This window comes from Saccharopolyspora galaxeae (assembly GCF_016526145.1).
Lineage (GTDB): Bacteria > Actinomycetota > Actinomycetes > Mycobacteriales > Pseudonocardiaceae > Saccharopolyspora_C > Saccharopolyspora_C galaxeae.
Genome location: NZ_JADDUE010000002.1, coordinates 646,205 through 666,751, shown reverse-complemented (window position 1 = coordinate 666,751; position 20,547 = coordinate 646,205). Strand labels below are relative to the sequence as shown.

The 20,547-nt window shown below is 68.7% G+C and carries 17 protein-coding genes and 1 tRNA gene; 7 read left to right on the top strand and 11 right to left on the bottom strand.

Going from position 1 to position 20,547, the window contains the following annotated elements; translation table 11 throughout:
• Window positions 1-212 precede the first annotated feature (212 nt).
• A complete protein-coding gene (locus INP57_RS07505; RefSeq protein WP_200069284.1) occupies window positions 213-1,184 on the top strand; it encodes a hypothetical protein in 972 nt (323 codons plus the stop codon).
• A 135-nt stretch (window positions 1,185-1,319) separates the two neighbouring features.
• On the opposite strand, the gene INP57_RS07500 is transcribed toward INP57_RS07505, so the two are convergent.
• From INP57_RS07500 to INP57_RS07490, 3 genes are all read right to left on the bottom strand, one after another.
• Window positions 1,320-1,393 (bottom strand) — tRNA-Leu (locus tag INP57_RS07500).
• A gap of 139 nt (window positions 1,394-1,532) precedes the next feature.
• Window positions 1,533-2,657, bottom strand: coding sequence for an ATP-grasp domain-containing protein (locus INP57_RS07495; RefSeq protein WP_200069283.1), 1,125 nt, complete (start codon window positions 2,655-2,657; stop codon window positions 1,533-1,535).
• Between the two features lie 359 nt (window positions 2,658-3,016).
• Window positions 3,017-4,339: an NAD(P)/FAD-dependent oxidoreductase gene (locus INP57_RS07490; protein ID WP_200069282.1), complete on the bottom strand. Its 1,323-nt coding sequence runs from the start codon at window positions 4,337-4,339 to the stop codon at window positions 3,017-3,019.
• A 780-nt stretch (window positions 4,340-5,119) separates the two neighbouring features.
• Between INP57_RS07490 and INP57_RS07485 the strand changes: the two genes are divergently transcribed.
• The 4 genes from INP57_RS07485 to INP57_RS07470 all read left to right on the top strand — a co-directional run bounded on the left by INP57_RS07485 (window position 5,120) and on the right by INP57_RS07470 (window position 8,195).
• Window positions 5,120-5,446 carry a hypothetical protein gene (locus INP57_RS07485; RefSeq protein ID WP_200069281.1) on the top strand — a complete coding sequence of 109 codons (327 nt, stop codon included), beginning with the start codon at window positions 5,120-5,122 and terminating at the stop codon, window positions 5,444-5,446.
• A gap of 13 nt (window positions 5,447-5,459) precedes the next feature.
• Entirely contained in the window at window positions 5,460-6,317 is an 858-nt protein-coding gene (locus tag INP57_RS07480; protein ID WP_200069280.1) for a WXG100 family type VII secretion target, read from the top strand.
• A gap of 662 nt (window positions 6,318-6,979) precedes the next feature.
• Window positions 6,980-7,423, top strand: coding sequence for a YbaB/EbfC family nucleoid-associated protein (locus INP57_RS07475; RefSeq protein ID WP_200069279.1), 444 nt, complete (start codon window positions 6,980-6,982; stop codon window positions 7,421-7,423).
• A gap of 229 nt (window positions 7,424-7,652) precedes the next feature.
• Window positions 7,653-8,195, top strand: coding sequence for a DinB family protein (locus INP57_RS07470; protein ID WP_233626981.1), 543 nt, complete (start codon window positions 7,653-7,655; stop codon window positions 8,193-8,195).
• A 184-nt stretch (window positions 8,196-8,379) separates the two neighbouring features.
• Here INP57_RS07470 and INP57_RS07465 read toward each other — a convergent pair whose 3' ends face one another.
• Window positions 8,380-9,075 (bottom strand): uracil-DNA glycosylase, encoded by a 696-nt coding sequence (locus tag INP57_RS07465; RefSeq protein WP_374220924.1) that lies wholly within the window; start codon window positions 9,073-9,075, stop codon window positions 8,380-8,382.
• 124 nt (window positions 9,076-9,199) lie between these two features.
• On the opposite strand from INP57_RS07465, the gene INP57_RS07460 reads away from it, so the two are divergent.
• Complete coding sequence (locus tag INP57_RS07460; protein ID WP_200069278.1) at window positions 9,200-10,675, top strand: S10 family peptidase; 1,476 nt, start codon at window positions 9,200-9,202, stop codon at window positions 10,673-10,675.
• 149 nt (window positions 10,676-10,824) lie between these two features.
• Complete coding sequence (locus INP57_RS07455) at window positions 10,825-11,646, top strand: SAM-dependent methyltransferase (RefSeq protein ID WP_200069277.1); 822 nt, start codon at window positions 10,825-10,827, stop codon at window positions 11,644-11,646.
• A 35-nt stretch (window positions 11,647-11,681) separates the two neighbouring features.
• On the opposite strand, the gene INP57_RS07450 is transcribed toward INP57_RS07455, so the two are convergent.
• The 7 genes from INP57_RS07450 to INP57_RS07420 all read right to left on the bottom strand — a co-directional run bounded on the left by INP57_RS07450 (window position 11,682) and on the right by INP57_RS07420 (window position 20,501).
• A complete protein-coding gene (locus INP57_RS07450; protein ID WP_200069276.1) occupies window positions 11,682-12,683 on the bottom strand; it encodes an ABC transporter ATP-binding protein in 1,002 nt (333 codons plus the stop codon).
• Window positions 12,676-13,674, bottom strand: a complete 999-nt coding sequence (locus tag INP57_RS07445; RefSeq protein WP_295146404.1) for an ABC transporter ATP-binding protein — start codon at window positions 13,672-13,674, stop codon at window positions 12,676-12,678. Before INP57_RS07445 ends, INP57_RS07450 begins: the two co-directional genes overlap by 8 nt.
• A gap of 19 nt (window positions 13,675-13,693) precedes the next feature.
• Window positions 13,694-14,632: an ABC transporter permease gene (locus INP57_RS07440; RefSeq protein ID WP_374220923.1), complete on the bottom strand. Its 939-nt coding sequence runs from the start codon at window positions 14,630-14,632 to the stop codon at window positions 13,694-13,696.
• A gap of 64 nt (window positions 14,633-14,696) precedes the next feature.
• Window positions 14,697-15,623 carry an ABC transporter permease gene (locus INP57_RS07435; protein ID WP_200069273.1) on the bottom strand — a complete coding sequence of 309 codons (927 nt, stop codon included), beginning with the start codon at window positions 15,621-15,623 and terminating at the stop codon, window positions 14,697-14,699.
• 74 nt (window positions 15,624-15,697) lie between these two features.
• A complete protein-coding gene (locus tag INP57_RS07430) occupies window positions 15,698-17,314 on the bottom strand; it encodes a peptide ABC transporter substrate-binding protein (protein WP_200069272.1) in 1,617 nt (538 codons plus the stop codon).
• A gap of 199 nt (window positions 17,315-17,513) precedes the next feature.
• The gene (locus tag INP57_RS07425) at window positions 17,514-18,467 is read right to left on the bottom strand and encodes a Ppx/GppA phosphatase family protein (protein ID WP_200069271.1); all 954 of its coding nucleotides are present in this window, start codon (window positions 18,465-18,467) and stop codon (window positions 17,514-17,516) included.
• Between the two features lie 219 nt (window positions 18,468-18,686).
• Window positions 18,687-20,501 (bottom strand): lytic transglycosylase domain-containing protein, encoded by a 1,815-nt coding sequence (locus INP57_RS07420; RefSeq protein ID WP_200069270.1) that lies wholly within the window; start codon window positions 20,499-20,501, stop codon window positions 18,687-18,689.
• Window positions 20,502-20,547 lie beyond the last annotated feature (46 nt).

Genomic DNA, 20,547 nt, shown 5'->3' with positions numbered 1-20,547 from the left:
ACCACGTGGCCTCGCCGGGCGCCCGGCGCCGGTCCGCCCCGAGCGGGCACGCGCGCCGACTTCCGGCGATCACGAGACTACGCGGATCGCACCCGCACCGTGGCGTTGGTCGGAAACGGATCGGTTCCGCGCGGCCGAGCCCCGCGATCGGCATCTAATCACCAGGCTTACGGTGGATCACACCGCGTGATCGATCCGCCAAACTTGATCGAATGTCAGACCTGCTCGACGCCTGGGACAAGATCGCGTCGGTCGTTTCGGCGTTCATCGGCATCGCGTCGTTGCTGTTGTCCATCCGGCAGTTCCGCAGGGTCAAAGCCACAGTCCATACCCGCCTCCCGCTGCACGACGAGAGTCGGGACATCGCCGCCCACGAGGAACCGGCCGCGCGCCCGCGGGAGCAGGCCCTGATTCCGCTGAGTGCGACATTGCTGCTGGCCACGCTGCTGCTGATCTATTCAGATGCCGCCGGTTCGCACGGCTGGCGACTCGTCGGCCTGGTGCTGATGGGCGCCATCGTCGTGCTGGGCATGGTCGCCGAGGCGCTCACCGACCACCGGCAAGTCCCGGCCCGGCCGGAGTCGGTGCCGAAGACGCCGAAGCGCTCGATCTTGCGCGCCGCGACGGTGCTGCCGCTGGTCCTCGTCGGCTACCTGTTCGTGAACATCCCGGCCGACGGCTTCGGCCTGCTGGTCACCCGCATCCTGCCCGTGCCGGCCACCGGGCTGTTCGCCGCCGTCATCCTCACCCGCAGCGCGGGGCGACGGGCCGCGTCCGCACGCCGCACGATGCGCCCGCTCGGTGCGTTCCTGCTCGGGTTGATCATCGGGGCCATCGCGCTGCTGGTCCAGCGCGGCCCGGCGGCCGGCTGGTCGACCAGTGAGAACGTCGACGGCGCCTACGCCGAAGGCACCATCACCCGCACCACGGACGGCGAGCTGGAAGTGTCCGGGGACGTCTTCGACAACGTCGCGAACTACCTCGGCACCCGGCTCTACGTCGATGCCCGGCAACCCGGCGGTTCGGTCACGCACCGGTCCTTCCACAACGGCGGGGGCGAAGGAAGCGCGGAGCCGATCGACGGGACACGGGCATCGGCGTCGCGAGATACACCGTGCCCGGAGACACCGAGTCGATCGACGTGCTCATCTGCTCCACCAAAACCGACGAGGACGAGGAAGTGATCTTCGACGTCCAGTGCGCCGCCACCCCTACCCGGATCTGGCCCCGCTGAGCGGAATCCGGCGTCCGGCGCCTTGGTGATCCCCGCTGCGCAGCGGGAACGATGCGAATTCCGCGCGCCTGCGGGACAGGGAGGGTGCCCCCGGTCGGGGTCGAACCGACACTCGGACGAGTTTAAGTCGTCTGCCTCTGCCAATTGGGCTACGGGGGCTCGGCCGCGCGCTGCCGTCAGGTGAACGGCGGGGCCGCCGGGTGGGACGCATCGAGCGTGCCCGCGGTTCCGGCTGATCGAAAACCGCCGTGCAGAGCAACCGGTGGCTGCACGATCAACGAGCGACGGGCGGGTGGGCTCACCGGCTCCACCCCGGTAACGGTGCCGCGGCGGAGAGGTGCTCGAACCGCTCGGCGACCCACGAGTGCACCGCCGCGGAGACCGACCCGTCCTGCGCCCGGTGCTCGAACCAGCGCCAGTCGCAGTTGACGTTGACCTCCAGGAACACGTGCTCACCGCGCACCGCGAGCAAGTCGACCGCGGCCACGTCCAGCCGCCAGTAGCGGCACAGCGCCAGCAGCTTGGTGATCAGATCGCTGGGCAGCTCGACCCGCTCCACCACCACGGAATCCGGATCGACCCACAGCTGCGCGGGATCGAGCTTGTCCACCCGGTAGGCGATCACCCGCTCGCCGACGACGAACGCGCGGATCTCGTGGTCCGCCTCGAGGTACTGCTGGACCAGCACCGGCGCGGGTTCGCGCCCCTCGGTGGAGCGGCGGATGTCCAGCGGTCGCGGGAAAAGCCCGCGCAACGCACCGGGTTCCGGCTCCAGCAGGTGATGCCCGGCGGTTTTGACGATGCAGTTGTCCCCGCCGGGCCGGTTGCGGCCGGGCAGCGTCGTCACGGTCGTCCGCGGCACCCGCAAGCCGAACGCCGCCGCGTCCCGCAGCTGCGTCAGCCGGTCCAGGTGCGAGCTGGAGCGCACCGGGTTGATCTGCTCCCAGTCGGTGCGCCCGGACAACCAGCCGGACACCGCGCGCCACTGCTCGCGGACGTAGGCGCCGTGCACGGTGGTCGGGTCGACCGGCAGCGCGGTGATGTCGAAGTGCCTGCGCCACACCAGGATCGGGCGCAGCAGCCAGCGCTCGAACTCGATCAGCGGGTTGTCGGTGTAGACGGTGAGCGCGACCTCCAGGCACCGGTCCGCGTCGATCCGCACCATCCGGATGTCCCGTTCGGCCAGCGCCAGCGACAGCTCGTTCATCTCCATGTCCGCCGCGCGCGCCAGCACCAGCACGCACGGGGTGGGGTCGCCGTCGCCCTCGTCGACGAGGTCGGCGCGGTGCATCCGCTCCTGGAAGTCGAGGCTCGCGTCGTCGGAGCGGAAGAAGTAGTCCTGGCCCTGCAGCAGCAACGGGCCCGGCCGGAAGTCGTGCGCGGGCGGAAAGGGGCGCGCGAGATCGTCCGCCCCCTCGCTCATCAACCCCAGCCTCCTGCGATACCGCGAATCAGCGAGTGCGCCCGGCGCCCGCGCGGCGGGCATCCGGACTCAGTCGTCCTTCTTGCGGAACACCTCGGACGCGGCGCGGTATTCGGCCGCGAAGTCGGCCAGCGGACCGTCCTGGACCTCTCCGCTGCGCAGCAGAGCGGCAAGCTCCTGGAGCGTCAAAGGTTTCAACCCCTTCCGGGACCGCGGCATCCTTTCAGGTGACGATGCCCGTACAGTTTTCGGTTCCCCGCTACTCAATGTCAAGAGTAGCGGGTCACCTGATCGCCTGCGCGGAGCAGTCCCATCACGAGAGCGCCAATGCCGCTACCCAGCGAACACTCGCCGGTAACTTAGCTCGCCGCGGCGCGCTCGAAATCGGCCTTCGGGTCCTGGATCTGGCCCATCGACACGGCCTCCCTGCGGAACAGGAACGCCAGCGTCCAGTCCACGATGATCCGCAGCTTGCGGTTGAACGTGGGCATCCGGCTCACGTGGTACGTGCGGTGCATGAACCACGCGACGAACCCCTTGGCCTTGAAGCCGTAGACGTCGGCCACACCCTTGTACAGCCCCAGCCCGGCGACCGAACCGGCGTACTTGTGGTGGTACTCCTTCGTCCGCTTGCCGCGCAGGCTGGCCAGCAGGTTCTTGCCGAGCTGATCGGCCTGGCGCACCGCGTGCTGCGCGGACGGCGCGCAGGTCGCGGACGGGTCGTCGTCGGTCTTGGACAGGTCCGGCACCGCCGAGCAGTCACCGGCGACCCACACGTCCGGCAGTCCTTCCGCCTGCAGGTGCGCGGTCGCCTTGACCCGGCCCCGTTCGTCCAGCGGCAGGTCGGAGTCCTTCAGCACCGGGTTCGCCTTCACACCCGCGTTCCACACCAGCGTGTCGGTGTCGAACTCGGTGCCGTCGGACAGCACCGCGTGCCCGTTCTCGACGGTCTTCAGGAAGGTGTTCAGGTAGACCTGGATGCCGCGCTCTTCCAGCGCCTTGACGACGTAGACGCCCATCTTCTCGCTGACCTCGGGCATCACCCGGCCTGCGGCTTCGACGAGGATCCACCGCATGTCGTCGCGCGAGATGTTCTCGTAGTAGCGCGTCGCGTACCGGGCCATGTCCTCCAGCTCGGCGAGCGCTTCCGCGCCCGCGAAGCCGCCGCCGACGAACGTGAACGTCAGCAGCCGGGAACGCATCTCCTCGTCGGAGGTGTTGGCCGCGGCGTCCATCTTCGCCAGCACGTGGTTGCGCAGGTAGATGGCTTCGCCGACGGTTTTCAGGCTGATGCCCTGCTCGGCCAGGCCGGGGATGGGCAACAGCCGGGGCACCGAGCCGAGCGCGACGACCAGCTGGTCGTAGTGCAGCGTTTCGGCACCGGTCTGCGGGTTCTCGATCGTCACGGCCTTGTCGGCGTGGTTGATCTCGGTGACGCCTGCGGTGATCACGTGGCACCGCTTCAGGACTCGTCGCAGTGGCGCTACCACGTGGCGAGGCTCGACCGAGCCCGCGGCCGCTTCCGGCAGGAAGGGCTGGTAGGTCATGTGCGGCTGAGGGTCGACCACGGTGACGGAAGCTTCCCGGCGCCCGAGCTTCGACTGAAGCTGCAGCGCCGTGTACATGCCGACATAGCCGCCGCCGAGGATGAGAATCCGGGTGGGTTCGGATTTACCAGCCATGCCGCTATGGTCGCACCACTGAAGCGCGACATGGCTCGCACACCCCCTTAATGTGACGCCAGTCGCGCGTGGCGGTGATCACGCATCACGGATCGTGCGCGCGCGCATGCGCTCGGTGCTCATCGAAAGGCGAGCCGCAACGCTGCTCGAGGGGTGTCGGTGCGGCCACCCTACCGACTTTTGCGGCTGCCGTGCCAACTCACCGCAGCATCTTCGGCCGAACCGCCGCTATGACGACTTTCCGCCGCTGCTCGACACGATTCAGCAACGCTGCGGAACAGGAACTCGATGCGCACTCGGACAATCGCGACGGGGTTACCGCCCGGCGATCACCGGCGGTCCGTGTGCCGGACGAGCCCGGCGCCCGGGACATTTCAAACGGATTCCGCGAACCGCCGAGGAGATTTGCTGTTCGTCACATCCCCAACTCCGGCAATGCGCGAATCTCGATGCGTCGATCAGCGAAGATTTCCACCGACCGCCTCCCGGCATCCCCTCGCGGATATCCCGCGCAGCACGATCCTACTGATCTTGCAATCGCGACTGGCCTGTTCGCGGCCGACACGCACCGTCGCCGACGAGCCGGAAAGCGTTTACACCGCCGCGTCGCCGCTGCTGTTTCGCTTGCTCACGCCGCTACCTGAAGCCGATCGAGACCAGCTCGGGAGGTAACCGAAGAGCCGAACTCGTGGAAGGCCGGACGTCCGGTGCAAGGCCGCCCTAGACTGCAACATCACTCGCACGGGTGATTGTTACGCGGCTGACGGACAAGGGGGATCCATGGAAGGTCAGCAGATCGACGTCGACTTGGGAGCGCTTACCGAGTTCGACCGCGCCTCGCAGCGGCATGCCGCGGACTTCGACAAGATCGTGCAGAAGCTCGAGCAAGCCAGCGTCGGCCGCGAGAGCTTCGGTTTGATGCCGGGCAGCGGTGAGATCTTCGACGGCTACGAACAGCGAGTTCAGTCCAGTTTGGAGAGCCTGGGCGCCTGCGCCGACGCGATGCGCGACCTCGGCGGTCTAGTCGCCGGCTGCCGCGAGGTGTACGAGCAGATCGACACCATGCTCGTCGCCGAGTTCGCCCAGCTCATCGACGAGCTGGACTAGGGGGCCGGCTGCGATGACCGCTCCAGGCAAGATCGAGGTCAATAACCAGCTGGAGAGCCTGCTCAACGGACTTCCCGGCGAGGTCCGATCAATCGTGCGGCCCTTGGCGGATCCGTTCATCGAGGTCATCGAGATGGTCTCCGGAGATCCGGACGATCTGGTGCGGGCGGCCGAAGTTTGGCGCGACGCCGCCTCGCGCACCCGCGAGATCACCTCGCAGCAGCGGTCGGACGGCGCGCAGACCCGGCAGCACTGGAAGGGTGCGGCGTCCGACGCCTTCGGCGCCAAGCTCGAACAGATCGGCACGACCCTCGACGAAGTCGCCAAGAACCTCGACGACACCTCCGAGCTGCTCGTGCAGGCCGCCCAAGGGTGCGCCGAAGCCGCGAACCTGATCCTGGACATCCTCGTCGACCTGCTCATGTTCCTGATCGCGGACCTGCTGATCAGCCTGGCTCTGGCCGTGATCAGCGCAGGGGCGTCGATGGCAGCGGGGGCAGCCGCGGCAGCTGCCAACGCGGCGCGCGCGTTCTCCCGGGTCATGAAGATCGTCGAAAAGCTGGCAAAGCTGATGGACCGGCTGCATGACCTGATGAAGCAGCTCAAGCGGGGCCTGGACACCTACAAGCGGGGCTTCGAGGAACTCAAGGACCTGAAGAAGTCGACCAGTCTGTTCAGCCGCGAAGGTCTCCTGGCGCGCGGTGGGAAATCCGCCTACACGGCGCCGGCCCGGATACCGCTCGGGCAGGCGATCGGCGAGCCGGTTCCGGGCGGCGCGGCCGGGCTCGGAGCGAACATCGGCAAGGACGTCTACAAGTACGCTCAATCCAGTTCCGGCGAGATCAATCCGCAACCGAACCAAGGTCAGTGACCATGCCGCTGTTGAACGCATTTAAGATCCACGGTGACGCCGCTCAGCGAGCGCTGCAGAACCAGGAAACGCTGCTGGCATTGAGCCCGGCGACGGTGGCTTACGGAGTAACCCGCGGGTCTCGCGGCGCGGAACCGGATGCCGACCGGGTGCACGACAAGCTCGGCGAGGTCGCGGGCCGGGCGGGTGCAGCCGTCAAGCGCGCGGAGGGGAGAAGCCGCCCGCGGCGCGGAGTGGTCCGAGCACTGCTCGCTCCGTTCGCACTCTTCGGCGCCGGCCCCGCGGGTCCGAGGGACTTCCCCGAATCGTGGTTCGGCGGGCGCACCTGCGAAGGACGGGGTGGATCCGCCGCTCGCGCCGTTCAACAGAGCACCAAAGAGGTCCGGGAATCATACCTGGCCGTTTCCGACCGACGTCTCCTGCTGCTGGGGCAACGGGAGTCAGGCGGTCCGATGAGCGTGTTGTGGACGGCGTCTCGGGATGCGGTCGCGATGGCTCGCCGCCGTCCTCGGCTCTTGGCGCGAGCACGGTTGGAAATCCGTTTCACGGATGGTTCGTGGGTCGTCTTGAGCGCATGGCCGCCGAACATCGGGAGCTGGCACGCCAAGCAAATCGTCGACGCTCTCGCTCGGTGATTCGAGAAGAACGGGGGAAGATCATCGATGTCCGAGATCTCCGAGCGCATGGAACAGCTGATGCGCAACGTGCAAGAACAGGCCGCGAAGGCCGACGAGCTGCAATCCGCCGTGGAGAACGTGCGCGGCACGGCGACCAGCGCGGATCGCTCGGTAACTGTCACCGCGGCATCCTCGGGTGCAGTGCTGGACCTCCAGTTGGACGCACAAGCGGCTCGCCAGTCGCACGTGGTGCTCCAGAAGACGATCTTGTCGACGATTCGGGAAGCGACCCGCAACGCCGCCGAGCAGCTCGACGAGGTCGCCGAACCGCTGCTGGGTGACCAGTTCGGGCAGTTCCAGCACCTGATGAAGGCCGGAACCGGACACGTGGCGACTCCGGGGGAAGACGCCAAGACTGGCCCACCACCTCGGTTTCAGGCGGACGACACCGGGGATGACGACTTCCAGGACCGGACCTACCTGCGGTAACCGGTCGCGGTCGGTCTCATCGGGTTGTGCAAGCCGACCGACAGCGCAAGCGGCATTCGACATCCTCGCGCAAGCTCGACCGCCACCACCTCCAGCACCGTCCCGGCGCTAGGGGTCCGGCGTCACCTCAGCCCCGCCGGCTCCTTCGCCTGCCGCAGCACGCTTCGCAGCATGCAGTTCCGATGTTGTGTCGGCTCGGCTGTCTGCCGCTCTAGCTAAGTTCACGAACATGGAGGCAACCAACCAACCCGATCCCCCGGCCCTTCTCGGCGAGATGGGCGATCCTCCCGCCACGACGCGGAACACTCATCACCTGCTCATCGGCTACCTCGACTGGTATCGCGACCGGCTCCTTCGCAAGATTTCCGGGCTGTCAGAAGCACAAATGAGAACCCCTGTGGAACCGCTGGGGTGGTCGCCACTGCAACTCATCAAGCATCTCGGCATGGTCGAACGGCGCTGGCTCAGGTGGGGGTTCGCAGCCGAAGACGTGCCCCCCTACCTTCCCGGCGGCGACGAGTCGGGGTGGGCGGCAACGTCGGAGTCCACGACTGCGGTCCTGACCGCGTACCGCGACGAAGTCGAACGCTCGCGGACACTGGTCTCTGAGGCGACTCTCGACGATCGGGCCGACATCGGCGGCCGGTTCCACGATCCAGAGCAAGCCCCATCTCTGGGGAGAATCTTGTTCCACCTTCTCCAGGAGTACGCGCGTCACGTAGGGCAACTGGACGTGGCGCGAGAACTCATCGACGGCACGACCGGTGAGTAAGTCAGGAACGCGGCTGACCGTCAAAGGACGGCGAGCTTACGCATAGCCCGCTGGACGTTCGAGGCAAGAACCTACGAACGACGCCGTTGCCATCCCGCGCTCGGTCTCCTTGTCGGCGACGGATGGCACACGACTTGGTAAACGTTCGGCGTTCATAACGGCAAGCGTTATGCCCGAGCGAAGGTCACTTCACGCCTGCCAGGCCCTTCGCCTGCTCCAGGACCTCCCGCAGCATCGCCGGAGTGAGCTTGCCGGTGAAGGTGTTCTGCTGGCTGACGTGGTAGCAGCCGAGCAGGTGCAGGTCCGCTCCGCCGTCGGTGGCGGGTAGTTCGGCGTGCGCGGCGTGGCCGAACTTCGGCTGCGGCGAGGGCACCTGCCACACCGCGTCGCGCAGTACCGGCAGCAGGGCCTGCCAGCCGAAACCGCCCAGCACCACGACGACTCGCAGCGTGTTCCGCAGCAGCACGAACTCGTGGGAAAGCCAGCTGCGGCACGTGTCGCGCTCACCGGTGGTGGGCTTGTTCGCGGGCGGCGCGCAGTGCACCGGCGACGTGATTCTGGTGCCGTACAACGTCAAACCGTCGCCGAGGCCGTAGGCGTGCGGCTGCGATGCGAGGCCGACGTCGTACATCGCCTGGTAGAGCACATCGCCGGAACGGTCACCGGTGAACATCCGGCCGGTGCGGTTCGCGCCGTGCGCGGCGGGGGCGAGACCGACGATCGAGATCGCCGCGTCCGGCGGTCCGAAACCCGGAACCGGACGGCCCCAGTAGGTCTCGTCGCGGAACGCCGCCCGCTTCTCCCGCGCGACCCGTTCGCGCCACTCGACCAGCCGCGGGCAGGCCGTGCAGCGGGCGACCCGCTCGTCCAGCTCGCCGATCGCGGTGGTGCCTGCGGCCGCGGTGGCGGGGTCTTCGACGGGATGCTCGATCAGTTCGGAGATCACCAGCCCACGGTGGCAGAAACACCGCGGAGCTGCGGTACGCGGCACGTAGGGTGCGGATATGGCAGCCAGCGAAACGAAACCCGGCGACTCCGAACAGGCCCCCGCGAACACCCCGGCCGAGCCGGTCGACGACCTCGTCAGCACGCACCACACGATCACCGCCAACGGCGCGGAGCTGCCCTACACGGCCACCACCGGCCGCATCGTGCTGCGCGAAGAGGTCTACACCGACGGCAAGTTCGAAGGGCACAAGCCGAAGGCCGAGGTCTTCCTGACCTCCTACGTCGCCGACAGCGCCGAACCGCGCCCGGTGACGTTCGCGTTCAACGGCGGGCCCGGATCGGCCAGCGTGTGGCTGCACCTCGGGGTGCTCGGACCGCGCCGGGTGCTCTCCGGCGATGCGGGCTCGCCCGCAGCCCCGCCGTACGGGCTGGCCGACAACGAGCAGACGCTGCTGGCGCACAGCGACCTGGTGTTCATCGACCCGGTCTCCACCGGTTTCTCCCGCGCCGTCGAAGGCGGCGACCCCGGCGGTTTCCACGGCTACAAGGCCGACATCGAATCCGTCGGCGAGATCATCCGGTTGTGGACCTCGCGCAACGGGCGGTGGATGTCGCCGAAGTACCTCGCCGGTGAGTCCTACGGCACGCTGCGCGCCGCGGCGCTCGCCGAGCACCTGCAGGACCGGCACGGGCTGTACCTCAACGGGCTGCTGCTGATCTCGTCGGTGCTGGACATGGGCACTATCCGGTTCACAGAAGGCAACGATCTGCCGTACTGGCTGTACCTGCCGACCTACGCCGCCATCGCGCACCACCACGGCAAGCACGGCGACCGCCCGCTTCGCGAAGTGCTGGACGAAGCGGAGAAGTTCGCCTCCGGCGACTACGCGTGGGCGCTGGCGCGGGGCGCGCGGCTGTCCGCGGCCGAACGCGCGGACATCGTGCGGCGCACCGCGGAACTCACCGGCCTGTCCGAGGACTACGTGGACCGCGTCGACCTGCGCATCGAGCACCTGCGGTTCTTCACCGAGCTGCTGCGCGACCAGCGCCGCACGGTCGGCCGAATGGACGGGCGCTTCCTCGGGTGGGAAGCCGACGCGGCGGGCGAACGGTTCACCGACGACCCGAGCGTGTCCGGCATCATCGGTGCCTACTCGGCGGCGATCAACCACTACGTGCGCGAAGAGCTGGAGTACGTCAACGACCTGCCGTACGAGCTGCTCACCAGCCGCGTGCAGCCGTGGTCGTACAAGGAGTTCGAGGGCGCCGCAGTATCGGTCGTGGACAGGCTGGGTTCGGCGATGCGCGCCAACCCGCACCTGCGGGTGCACGTCGGTGCCGGCTACACCGATGGCGCCACGCCGTACTTCGCGGCCGAGCACGTGCTCGCGCGGCTGCCGATTCCGGAAGAGCTGCGGGAGAACATCGAGGTCCGCTACTACGACGCGGGCCACATGATGTACGTGCACGAGCCGTCGCGGGTGCAGCAATCCGCCGACCTCGCCGAATTCGTCCGCAACGACCGTCCCTAGTGGACGCGGGACCGCAGTTCGACCAGGGGTGAACGGGCCGTTCGGCCAACCGGAGTGGAACCGGCGGTCCGTTCACCAGCGCACGGCGGGCGGGCGGCGGGCGCGAATACCCATGGTCATCGACCGCCCGTTGTTGCACCATCAACAGCATGGTCGAGAGTGATCGAGAGCGGTTCACCACGCTGCCGGAGGTGCCGGACACCGACCGGCCCAACTCCGCGCGGATGTACGACTACTACCTGGGCGGTTCGGCGCACTTCGCGGTCGATCGGGATGCCGCCGACGACGCGCTGCGCGTGCTGCCGCAGTCGGCGACCTACGCGCAGGCGAACCGGGCCTTCCTGGGGCGGGCGGTGCGGTTCCTGCTCGCGCAGGGCATCGACCAGTTCCTCGACCTCGGTTCGGGCATCCCCACCGTCGGCAACGTGCACGAGATCGCGCACTGGTCGAACCCGCGCGCTCGCGTCGCCTACGTCGACCACGAACCGGTCGCGGTGGCGCACGCCAGGCGGATGCTCGAAGGCAAGCCGAACGTGACGATCACGCAGGCCGACGTGCGCGACGTGGACAGCGTGCTGGCCGCGCCCGGCGTCGCGGACATGCTGGACTTCGGCCGCCCGCTGGCGGTGCTGGCGATCGCCATCCTGCCGTTCGTGCCGGACGACGCCGAGGCCAGGCAGCTGGTGGCCCGCTACCGGGCCGCGAGCCCAGCGGGCAGCTGGCTGGCGATCTCGCACATCTCGCAGGTCTCGGCCACCGACGAGCAGGTGCGGGTCGCGCACGAGGTGATGGCCCGGACCCCGACCCCGGTGGCGTGGCGCAACCGCGTGGACATCGAGTCGCTGTTCGACGGGTACCGGCTGGCCGATCCGGGCCTGACGTTGTCGCCGCTGTGGCGGCCGGACCGGACGATCGACGAGGACGAGGCGGCGCTGGCCAACGCCTACGGCGGCGTCGGCTACCTGGTCTGACCGTGGGCGGGCCGCGCGGCCCGCCCACGCCCGGCTCACGCGAGCACCTGCGGCCGCTCCTCCGCGAAGTGGCAGGCCGCGGGGTGCTCGCCCAGCCGGACCTTCAGTTCCGGCGCCTGTTCGGCGCAGATGTCCTGCGCCTTCCAGCACCGGGTGCGGAACCGGCAGCCCGACGGCGGATCGGCCGGGCTCGGCACGTCCCCGCTGAGCCGGATGACCTCCCGCTTGCCCCGCAGCTGCGGATCCGGGACCGGCACCGACGAAAGCAGCGCCTGGGTGTACGGGTGCTGCGGGTGCTCGTAGATCTGCTCCTCGGTGCCGACCTCGACCATCTGCCCCAGGTACATCACCCCGACCCGGTCCGACAGGTGCCGCACCACGCCCAGGTCGTGCGCGATGAAGATGTAGGACAGCCCGAACTCCTGCTGCAGCTCGCCGAGCAGGTTCATCACCTGCGCCTGGATCGAGACGTCCAGCGCGGAGACCGGCTCGTCGCACACGATCACCTTCGGCCGCAGGGCCAGCGCCCGCGCGATGCCGATGCGCTGGCGCTGACCGCCGGAGAACTGGTGCGGGTAGCGGTTGATGTGCTCGGGGTTGAGCCCCACCACGTCCAGCAGCTCCTGCACCTTGCGGTTGCGCTCGCCTTTCGGCGCGACCTCCGGGTGGATCTCGAACGGTTCGCCGACGATGTCGCCGACGGTGCGCCGCGGGTTCAGCGAGGTGTACGGGTCCTGCAGCACGATCTGCATGTCCCGGCGCAGTTTGCGCAGTTGCGCCCCGCTCATCCCGAACATGTCCCGGCCTTCGAAGGTGGCCGTGCCGCTGGTCGGCTTCTCCAGCCGCATCAGCACCTGGGCGAGGGTGGACTTGCCGCAGCCGGACTCGCCGACGATGCCCAGCGTCTCGCCCTTGTACAGGTCGAACGACACCCCGTCGACGGCCCGCACGTGGCCGACGGTGCGTTGGAACACCACTCCCCGGTTGATCGGGAAGTGCTTGACCAGGTCGCGGACCTGCAGGATCGGCTCAGTCACTCTTGATCAACTCCTCCGCGAAGTGGCAAGCGCTGGTGCGGCCGAGCCCCAGGTCGTGGTGCTCGGGCAACTCCTGACGGCACAGGTCCTCGGCCCGCGTGCAGCGGGGGTGGAACGGGCAGCCCGCCGGGATGTCCATCAGGTTCGGCGGCAAGCCGCGGATCGTCTCCAGGTCCTGGCCTTTGAGGTCCAGCCGCGGGATGGACCGCATCAGGCCCTCGGTGTAGGGGTGGCCCGGCTGCCGGTAGAGGCCGAGGGCGTCCGAGGACTCCACGATCCGGCCCGCGTACATCACCACGATCCGGTCGGCGACCTCGGCGACCACGCCGAGGTCGTGGGTGATCAGGATCAGCCCCATGCCGCGCTCCCTGCGCAGCTCGTCGAGCAGGTCCATGATCTGCGCCTGCACCGTCACGTCCAGCGCCGTCGTCGGCTCGTCCGCGATGAGCAGGTCCGGGTCCAGCGCCAGCGACATCGCGATCATCGCCCGCTGCCGCATGCCGCCGGAGAACTGGTGCGGGAACTCCTTCACGCGCTGCGCGGCGTTCGGGATCTTGACCATGTCCAGCAACTCCACCGCGCGGGCGGTGGCGTCCTTGCGGGACATGCCGCGGCGCGTGCGCAGCTGCTCGGAGATCTGAAAACCCACGGTGTAAACGGGATTCAACGCGGAAAGCGCGTCTTGGAAGATCATCGCCATCGAGTCGCCGCGCAGTTGACGCCGCCGATCTTCGCTGGCGGTGAGCATCTCCTCACCGGCGTAGCGGATCGCCCCGCCGGTGACGAACCCGGGCGGGGTGTCCAGGATGCCCATCACGGTCTGCGCCGTGACGCTCTTGCCGGAGCCGGATTCGCCCAGCACCGCCAGGGTCTCCCCCGGATCGACGTGGTAGCTCACGCCGTTGAGCACCTTCGCCACGCCGTCGCGGGTGCGGAACTCCACGTGCAGGTCCTCGACGTCGAGCAGCCGCCCGCCCGCCTTTTCGTCCACTTCGGACACAGCGGTCCTCCTACTTCTGCTTCGGGTCGAGGGCGTCGCGGACCGCATCGCCGAGCATCACGAACGCCAGCACGGTCATCACCAGGAATCCTGCCGGGAACAGCAGCAGGTGCGGCGATGCCTGGATGAATTCGCGCGAGTCGGAGATCATCACGCCCCAGGACACGACCGGGAACTTCAGCCCGAGCCCCAGGTAGGACAGCGTGGCCTCGGCTCCGATGAACCCGCCCAGCGCGATCGTGGCGTACACCAGCACCGGCGCCAGGCAGTTCGGCAGCATGTGCCGCAGGATGACCCGCGACGGCTTCGCTCCGAGCGCCCGCGCGGCCTTGACGTAGTCCTGCTGCTTGGCCGAGATCGCCGCCGACCGCATGATGCGCATCGCGATCGGCCAGGACAGCACCGCGATCGAGATGACCACCTGCATGATCACCCGGGTACCGCTGGGAATCTCGTCCGGCGAGTTGAAGGTGGTCAGGATGACGATCGCGCCGAGCACGAACGGCAGTCCAAGGAAGATCTCCGAGAGCCGGGACAGCAGGTTGTCCACCCAGCCGCCGTAGTACCCGGACAGGATTCCGACCACCGAGCCGATCAGCACCGTGCCCAAGGTCGCCAGCAGACCGACCGTGATCGAGGCCCGGGCTCCGTGCACGGCGCGGGCGAAGATGTCCCGGCCCTGCAGGTCGTAGCCGAACCAGGCTTCCGCGGACGGTCCCTCGCGGGATTTCAGCAGGTCCGAGTGGTTCGGATCGACCGAGGTGAATAGTTGCGGGAAGGCCACCATGGCCAGCAGCACCAGGATGATCGCCGAGGCGATCAGGAACATCGGCCGCCGCAGCAGGTCGTGCCAGGCATCGCCCCACAGCCCGCGTGGCTTCTCCTGCTTCGCCGCGGCGTGCGATGCCTGCGCCGCGAGCAGACCTGCGCTGTTCTGCCCGGTGGCCACGGCGTGCTTGGTCGCGGCCGAATCCTGGGTGTCCTCGGGAGTGGTGGGAGAGGAGGCAGTCGGTTCAGTCATATCGAATCCTCGGGTCCAGGACCGCGTAGAGAACATCCACGAGGAGGTTCATCAGCAGGTACACCAGCACCAGCAGGGTGACGATCCCGGTGACCGTCATGCCTTCCTTGGTCAGGATGGCCTTGTAGACCAGCCCGCCGATGCCGCGGATGTTGAACACGCCCTCGGTGACGATGGCACCGCCCATCAGCGCGCCCAGGTCGGTGCCCAGGAACGTGATGACCGGAATCAGCGAGTTGCGCAGCAGGTGCACTCCCACGACCCGGTTCGGCTTGAGCCCCTTCGCCGTGGCGGTGCGCACGTAGTCGGCGCGCTTGTTCTCCATCATGCTCGTGCGGGTCAGCCTGGCCACGTAGGCCATCGACAGGCTGCCCAGCACGAAACCGGGCACCAGCAGCTCGCCGATGCTCGGATCGCTGCCGACCGAGGTCTTGATCAGACCGAGCTCGGTGCCCAGCCAGACCTTGAGCAGGAAACCGGTCACGAACACCGGCAGCGAGATCAGGAACAGCGTGGAGATCAGCACCAGGCTGTCCAGGAATCCCTTGCCGCGCAGGCCGGTGAGGATGCCTGCCAGCACGCCGATCACGGCCTCGATCAGCAGCGCCACGATGGCGAGCCGCACCGTGGTCGGGTAGGCGTTGGCGATCAGGTCGCTGATCTGCACACCGGCGTAGGTCTCGCCGAAGTTCCCGGTGAACAGCTGTCCCAGGTACTTGAAGTACTGCACGATCAGCGGATCGTCGAGGTTGTACCTGGCCGTCATCTCGGCGACGTACGACGGCGGGCAGGCCCGCTCACCGCACTTGCCCGCGAACGGGTCGCCCGGCACCGCCCACACCAACGCATAGATGATGAACGTGGTGCCGATGAACACCGGGATCAACTGCAACAGGCGTCGCAGCACATAACGTCCCACCGGTCCTCCTGATTCACACCGAGCGCGGCCCGGGTCCGCGCAGTTGCGCAGCGGCCCGGGTGCGGTGCGCTGCTTCATGGCTGCTGGGGTTTGAGCGTCACCGACGTGAGGTCGAGCTTGCGGAACGGCGTCGCCTTCGCGTCGGCCAGCCGGTCGGACAGGCCCGCCTGCACCGGCTGGCTCCACAGCGGGATCACCGGCATGTCCTGGGCCAGGATCCGCTCGGCGGCCGCGTAGCGCCGCTCCGCTTCGGGAATGGTCGGTGCCGCGTTCGCCCGGTCCAGTGCGGCGTCGAACTCCGGGTTGGAGTACTCGTAATCGTTCGAGGACGCGCCGGTGCGGTAGAGCTGCGTCAGGAAGGACTCGATGCTCGGGTAGTCGGCGATCCAGCCGGTGCGGAACATCCCGGAGAACTCCCGGGCGCTCGCCTGCCTGCGAAACTCGCTGAACGTCGGGGTCGGGGTGAACCGCACGTCGATCCCGAGGGTCTGGCGGATGCTGGAGGCCACCGCCTCGGACCATTCGGAGTGCCCGCCGTCGCCGTTGCTGATGATCTGCAGCGTGCCCTGGAATCCACCGGCCTTGGCCAGCAGCTCCTTCGCCTTCTGCGGGTCGTAGGTGCAGTATTCGCCGCACTGGTTCGGCACGTAGCCCTGGACCGACGGGGCGACCCAGCCGTCCGCGGGCGTTCGGCTACCGGCGAAGATCTGCCGGGTGATCGTCTCGCGGTCGATGGCCATCGAGATCGCTTTGCGCAGATCCGGGTTCTGGAACCGCTGGTCGTAGAGCGGGAAGGCGATGTTCTGCGTGAGCAGACCCGGCTTCTCCTGCGCCCCGTCGCCGAGGTCGGTGCGCCAGATGTCCCCGGCCAGCGCCGAGACCGGCACCTGCCGGACGAAGTCGAGGTTGCCCGAGACCAGATCCTCGTAGGCGGTGTCCAGCTCGTCGTAGACCTTGAACTGCACCTTTCCGATCTTGGCCTTGTCCTCGCCCTGGAACCCGTCGTAGCGCGAGACGGTCAGGCTCTCGTTCGGCACCCGCGACTCGAACTTGAACGGCCCGTTGCCGATCGGGTGCTGCTCGAACCCCTCGGGATCGGCGAAGAACCGTTCCGGCAGCGGGTAGAACGCGCCGTATCCCAGCATGGTCGGGAAGATCGTCAGCGGTGCTTTGAGCTCCACGGTGAACGTGGTCGGGTCGACGACCTTGAGCCCGGACAGCTGGTCGGTCGGCGGCGTCGCGCCCTCCTCCTCCGGGTTGAGCTCGTCGTAGCCCTTGATCTGCTCGAAGAAACTTCCGCCCTGCTGGCCGTTCGGGCCATAGGCGGTGTAGTTCCACGCCTTGACGAAGCTCTCGGCGGTGACCGGGCTCCCGTCGTGGAAGGTCCAGCCCGGTTTGATCTTGATGGTGTAGAACCGGTGGTCCGGCGAGGGCTGGATGGACTCGGCCATCTCGTTGTGCACCGAGGAGTCGTCCGGCGAGTACTTCACCAGCCCGGCGAACAGCGCGTCCATCACGTTGCTGCCGTTGGTCTCGGTCGTGTTGCCCGGGACCAGCGGGTTCTCCGGCTCGCCCCATTCGACGGTCACCGTGTCCCTGGGCGCCCCGCTGTCCCCGCCGCCGCAGGCCGTGGCGAGCATGGCCACCGCCAGCGGGACCGCCAAGCAGGCGGCCAGACGTCGCTTGCGCATGTTGCGTCCTCCCACTTCCACGCGCCCCCTCAGCGGAATTCCGGGGCACCAAGCACAGTGGTGATGAGCACCACCGCGACAGCGTAAACATAATTGAGGGCGGGCCACCCCCAGAACGCTGTCACGAATTCGAAACTTTCTGGTTCGATGCAGAAACCGGCCACCCACCACCCGGATAGTCCGGCCCACATCGTGGGAACTAGCTGATGGAAAGCGCTATGCCGTCCAGGATGTCGTGCTCGGACACCGAGATCGCCTCGATGCCGGCGCGTTCCCTCAGCTCGTCGGCGAGAACCTGCACGACGAGCGCGCCGCCGCCGATCACATCGACCCGTCCGGGATGCATTGAACCGATCGCGGCTCGTTCTTCGTGAGTCATCGTCAACAGCTCCGACGTCGTTTCTCGAAGCTGTTTCTGGGATAAACGGGAAAGGTGAATTGCGGCCGGATCGTAATCCGGCAGGTTCTGCGCGACCGCGGACAACGTGGTGACGGTGCCCGCGACGCCGACCCAGGTCCGCGCGCCGGAGGCGTCCACCGCGGCGAAAGCGTCGTCGAGCACGCCACGGGCGACCTGCTCGGCATCCCGGACCTCCTGCTCGGACGGCGGGTCGTCGTGCAGGCAGCGCTCGGTCAGCCGCACGCACCCGATGTCGGCGGAGTAGGCGGCCGTGATCTCGGCGCATGCACCGTCCCAGCGGCCGACGACGACCTCCGTGGAACCACCGCCGACGTCGGTGACCACGAACGGACCGGCCGCCGGGTCGAAGTCGCCCACCGCGCCGATGAACGACAGGCGGGCCTCCTCCGCACCGGTGATCACCTCGGCGTCCACGCCGAGCGTTTCCCGCACCATGGCGAAGAAGTCCTCGCGGTTGGCCGCGTCGCGGGTCGCCGAGGTCGCCACCATGCGGACCGCTTCGGCACCGTTCTCGCGCGCCGCCGCCGCGTAGTCGACCAGCGCGTCGCGGGTGCGCCGCAACGCCTCGTCGGCGAGTCTGCCGGTGGCGTCCACGCCCTGCCCGAGCCGCACCACCCGCATCTCGCGGTGCACGTCGCGCAGCTCCGGCGAACCATCCGGCCGGGCGGTCACGTCGGCCACCAGGAGCCGGATCGAGTTGGTCCCGCAGTCGATCGCCGCCACCCGTGACATCGCTGGTCTCCTCGTGCTCGTATGCATCGCCAACACTCGGCGCGTTCCTCGGTCGGCAACGCTATCGGCCGGGTGGAAAAGGCGAATGTGGACACACCGTCGGCGTGTCGGCGTGGACATCGACAGGGCCCGCGGGTAGAGCCGCTGCGGCCCCGCGCGCTGGGCGAACGTCGTGATGACGCCGTTGGAGGCTCTCCTCGGCTCCGCCTGATCGAGTGATCATGGGGCGAAGTCGGCGGGCACCTCGCACGGGTCGAGCGGACCCGAGCCGCCCGACTGCACGTAGACGATGTCGCCGGGCGATGCTTCGCCCGCGTCGGTCGTGCCCGCGGGCAACGCGCGGCCCGTCGCGGAGAGCTGCTCGGCCGGGACGAACCGGCCTTCGCGCAGCGTGGCCGCATCGCACTCGCGATCGGCGGGGTCAGCTGACGTGGACGGTGCGCTCGCCTCGGAACCACCGGTCGGTTCGGAGGTTTCGGGCCGCTGCGGGCCGGCGGTCGAACTCGGTGCGACCGGTCCGTCCGTGGTGGGCGTGGCCGACGGAGTCGGGGGCTGCGAACCCTGCGAAGACGGGAGCTGCGCAGACGGGCGCTGCGGGACCGTCGAGGTCTCCGATGGCGCAGCCGGATCCGAAGACGGGCCAACCGAACTCGGCGGCACGGGACCCGTCGAGCTCGGGGCGGGCGGGACGTCCGTCGCGGACGGCTCACCGCTCGGCGCCGGCGTCGCCGGTTCGCTCGGACCACTCGGCGTCGCCGGTTCGCTCGGGACCGACGGGTCGCTCGGCGTCTCCGGATCGCCGGTGAGAGCAGGCATCGACGGCTCGCTCGGGAACCCCGGCAACGGTTGCTCGCTCGAAATGCCCGGTGCTGCGGGCTCTTCCGGCCAACCCGGCACCGACGAGCCGGTGCCCGGTACCGGCTCACCCGATGGCTCGGGCGCCGGTGGCGTGTTCGCGGACGGCGGCACCGCGGGATTCGACGCGTGCGGGGCGCTCGGCTGCACCGGTTCACCAGCCGCAGAACCCGGCCGCGGCCCAGGAATCGGTTCACCGGAAAGCCCGCCGGGCGAGCCGGGCGGCGGAGTCACCGCCGACCAACCGGGCCGCGCCGGCGCCACCGGCTCACTCGCGGATTGCGGCAGCGCCACCGCGTGCGGCCGCTCGTTCGGCAGCCGGCTGCCCGCCAGCACGTCCTGGTCCCCGACGTCGGGCAACGGCTCCAGCGGCGACGGGGTCACGCCGCTGTCGTAGGCATCGGCCCACCGCAGCACGGTGCGCACGTATTCGTCGGAGTGGTTGTAGCGGAACACCGCCTCGGCCAGCTGCCGCGGATCGCGCAGATCGGCATCGCCATCGCAGAGGTAAGCACCGGCGCTGGCCACCGCGTCGTGCACGTTGTGCGGGCTGAGCACGCCGTCGTCGTTGCCGTCCATCGCGTGCTTGTTCCAGGTCGACGGGATCAGCTGCATGGACCCGACCGCGCGGTCCCACACCGGATCACCGTCCAGGCTGCCTTGGTCGGTGTCCGGGATCGCGGCCACACCGGGACCGCCGCTGAGCCGTGGCCCGAGGATGGCGGGCACCGTGGTGCCGTTGACGTCGATCCGCCCGTCCCGCGCGTGGCCGGACTCGATCCGGCCGATGGCGGCGAGCACCGACCAGCGCACTCCGCAGGCCGGGTAGCTCTGCCCGAGCCGGTCGGCCGCGCCGACGTAGGCCGCGAGCATCGGTTCCGGGATGTCGAGCGAACCGCGCGGCAGGTCCGCGGCCGGACCGGGCAACTTGCGCGGTTCGCCCGCGAGGTCGAGCAGGTTCTCGCTGGGTTCGAGGTTGCGCGGCAGATGCCCGGTGGCTCCGTAGCGGCTACCGCCGGGCGCCCCGTCGGCGCGACCGTCGCGCAGGGTCGGTGGCGGCATCGACAGCAGGGCGCTGGACGCCGCCACCATCAGGACGGTCGGAGTGAGGAACGTGGCGGCGCGCCACCTGCGCCGGTTGCGGCGACGAGCGGTTTGCCGGGTGGTGCGAGCTGCCACGGCGCCTCCAGCCCCAAAGTGTTCTCGCCTGCGGCGAACTCCACCG

What these genes read in the sequence shown, in the direction of transcription:
- INP57_RS07460 (WP_200069278.1), top strand. Translation starts at nt 9,200, where the DNA reads ATGGCAGCCAGCGAAACGAAACCCGGCGACTCCGAACAGGCCCCCGCG.
- INP57_RS07425 (WP_200069271.1), bottom strand. Translation starts at nt 18,467, where the DNA reads ATGTCACGGGTGGCGGCGATCGACTGCGGGACCAACTCGATCCGGCTC.
- INP57_RS07480 (WP_200069280.1), top strand. Translation starts at nt 5,460, where the DNA reads ATGACCGCTCCAGGCAAGATCGAGGTCAATAACCAGCTGGAGAGCCTG.
- INP57_RS07495 (WP_200069283.1), bottom strand. Translation starts at nt 2,657, where the DNA reads ATGAGCGAGGGGGCGGACGATCTCGCGCGCCCCTTTCCGCCCGCGCAC.
- INP57_RS07430 (WP_200069272.1), bottom strand. Translation starts at nt 17,314, where the DNA reads ATGCGCAAGCGACGTCTGGCCGCCTGCTTGGCGGTCCCGCTGGCGGTG.
- INP57_RS07475 (WP_200069279.1), top strand. Translation starts at nt 6,980, where the DNA reads ATGTCCGAGATCTCCGAGCGCATGGAACAGCTGATGCGCAACGTGCAA.
- INP57_RS07485 (WP_200069281.1), top strand. Translation starts at nt 5,120, where the DNA reads ATGGAAGGTCAGCAGATCGACGTCGACTTGGGAGCGCTTACCGAGTTC.
- INP57_RS07455 (WP_200069277.1), top strand. Translation starts at nt 10,825, where the DNA reads ATGGTCGAGAGTGATCGAGAGCGGTTCACCACGCTGCCGGAGGTGCCG.
- INP57_RS07490 (WP_200069282.1), bottom strand. Translation starts at nt 4,339, where the DNA reads ATGGCTGGTAAATCCGAACCCACCCGGATTCTCATCCTCGGCGGCGGC.
- INP57_RS07505 (WP_200069284.1), top strand. Translation starts at nt 213, where the DNA reads ATGTCAGACCTGCTCGACGCCTGGGACAAGATCGCGTCGGTCGTTTCG.
- INP57_RS07470 (WP_233626981.1), top strand. Translation starts at nt 7,653, where the DNA reads ATGGAGGCAACCAACCAACCCGATCCCCCGGCCCTTCTCGGCGAGATG.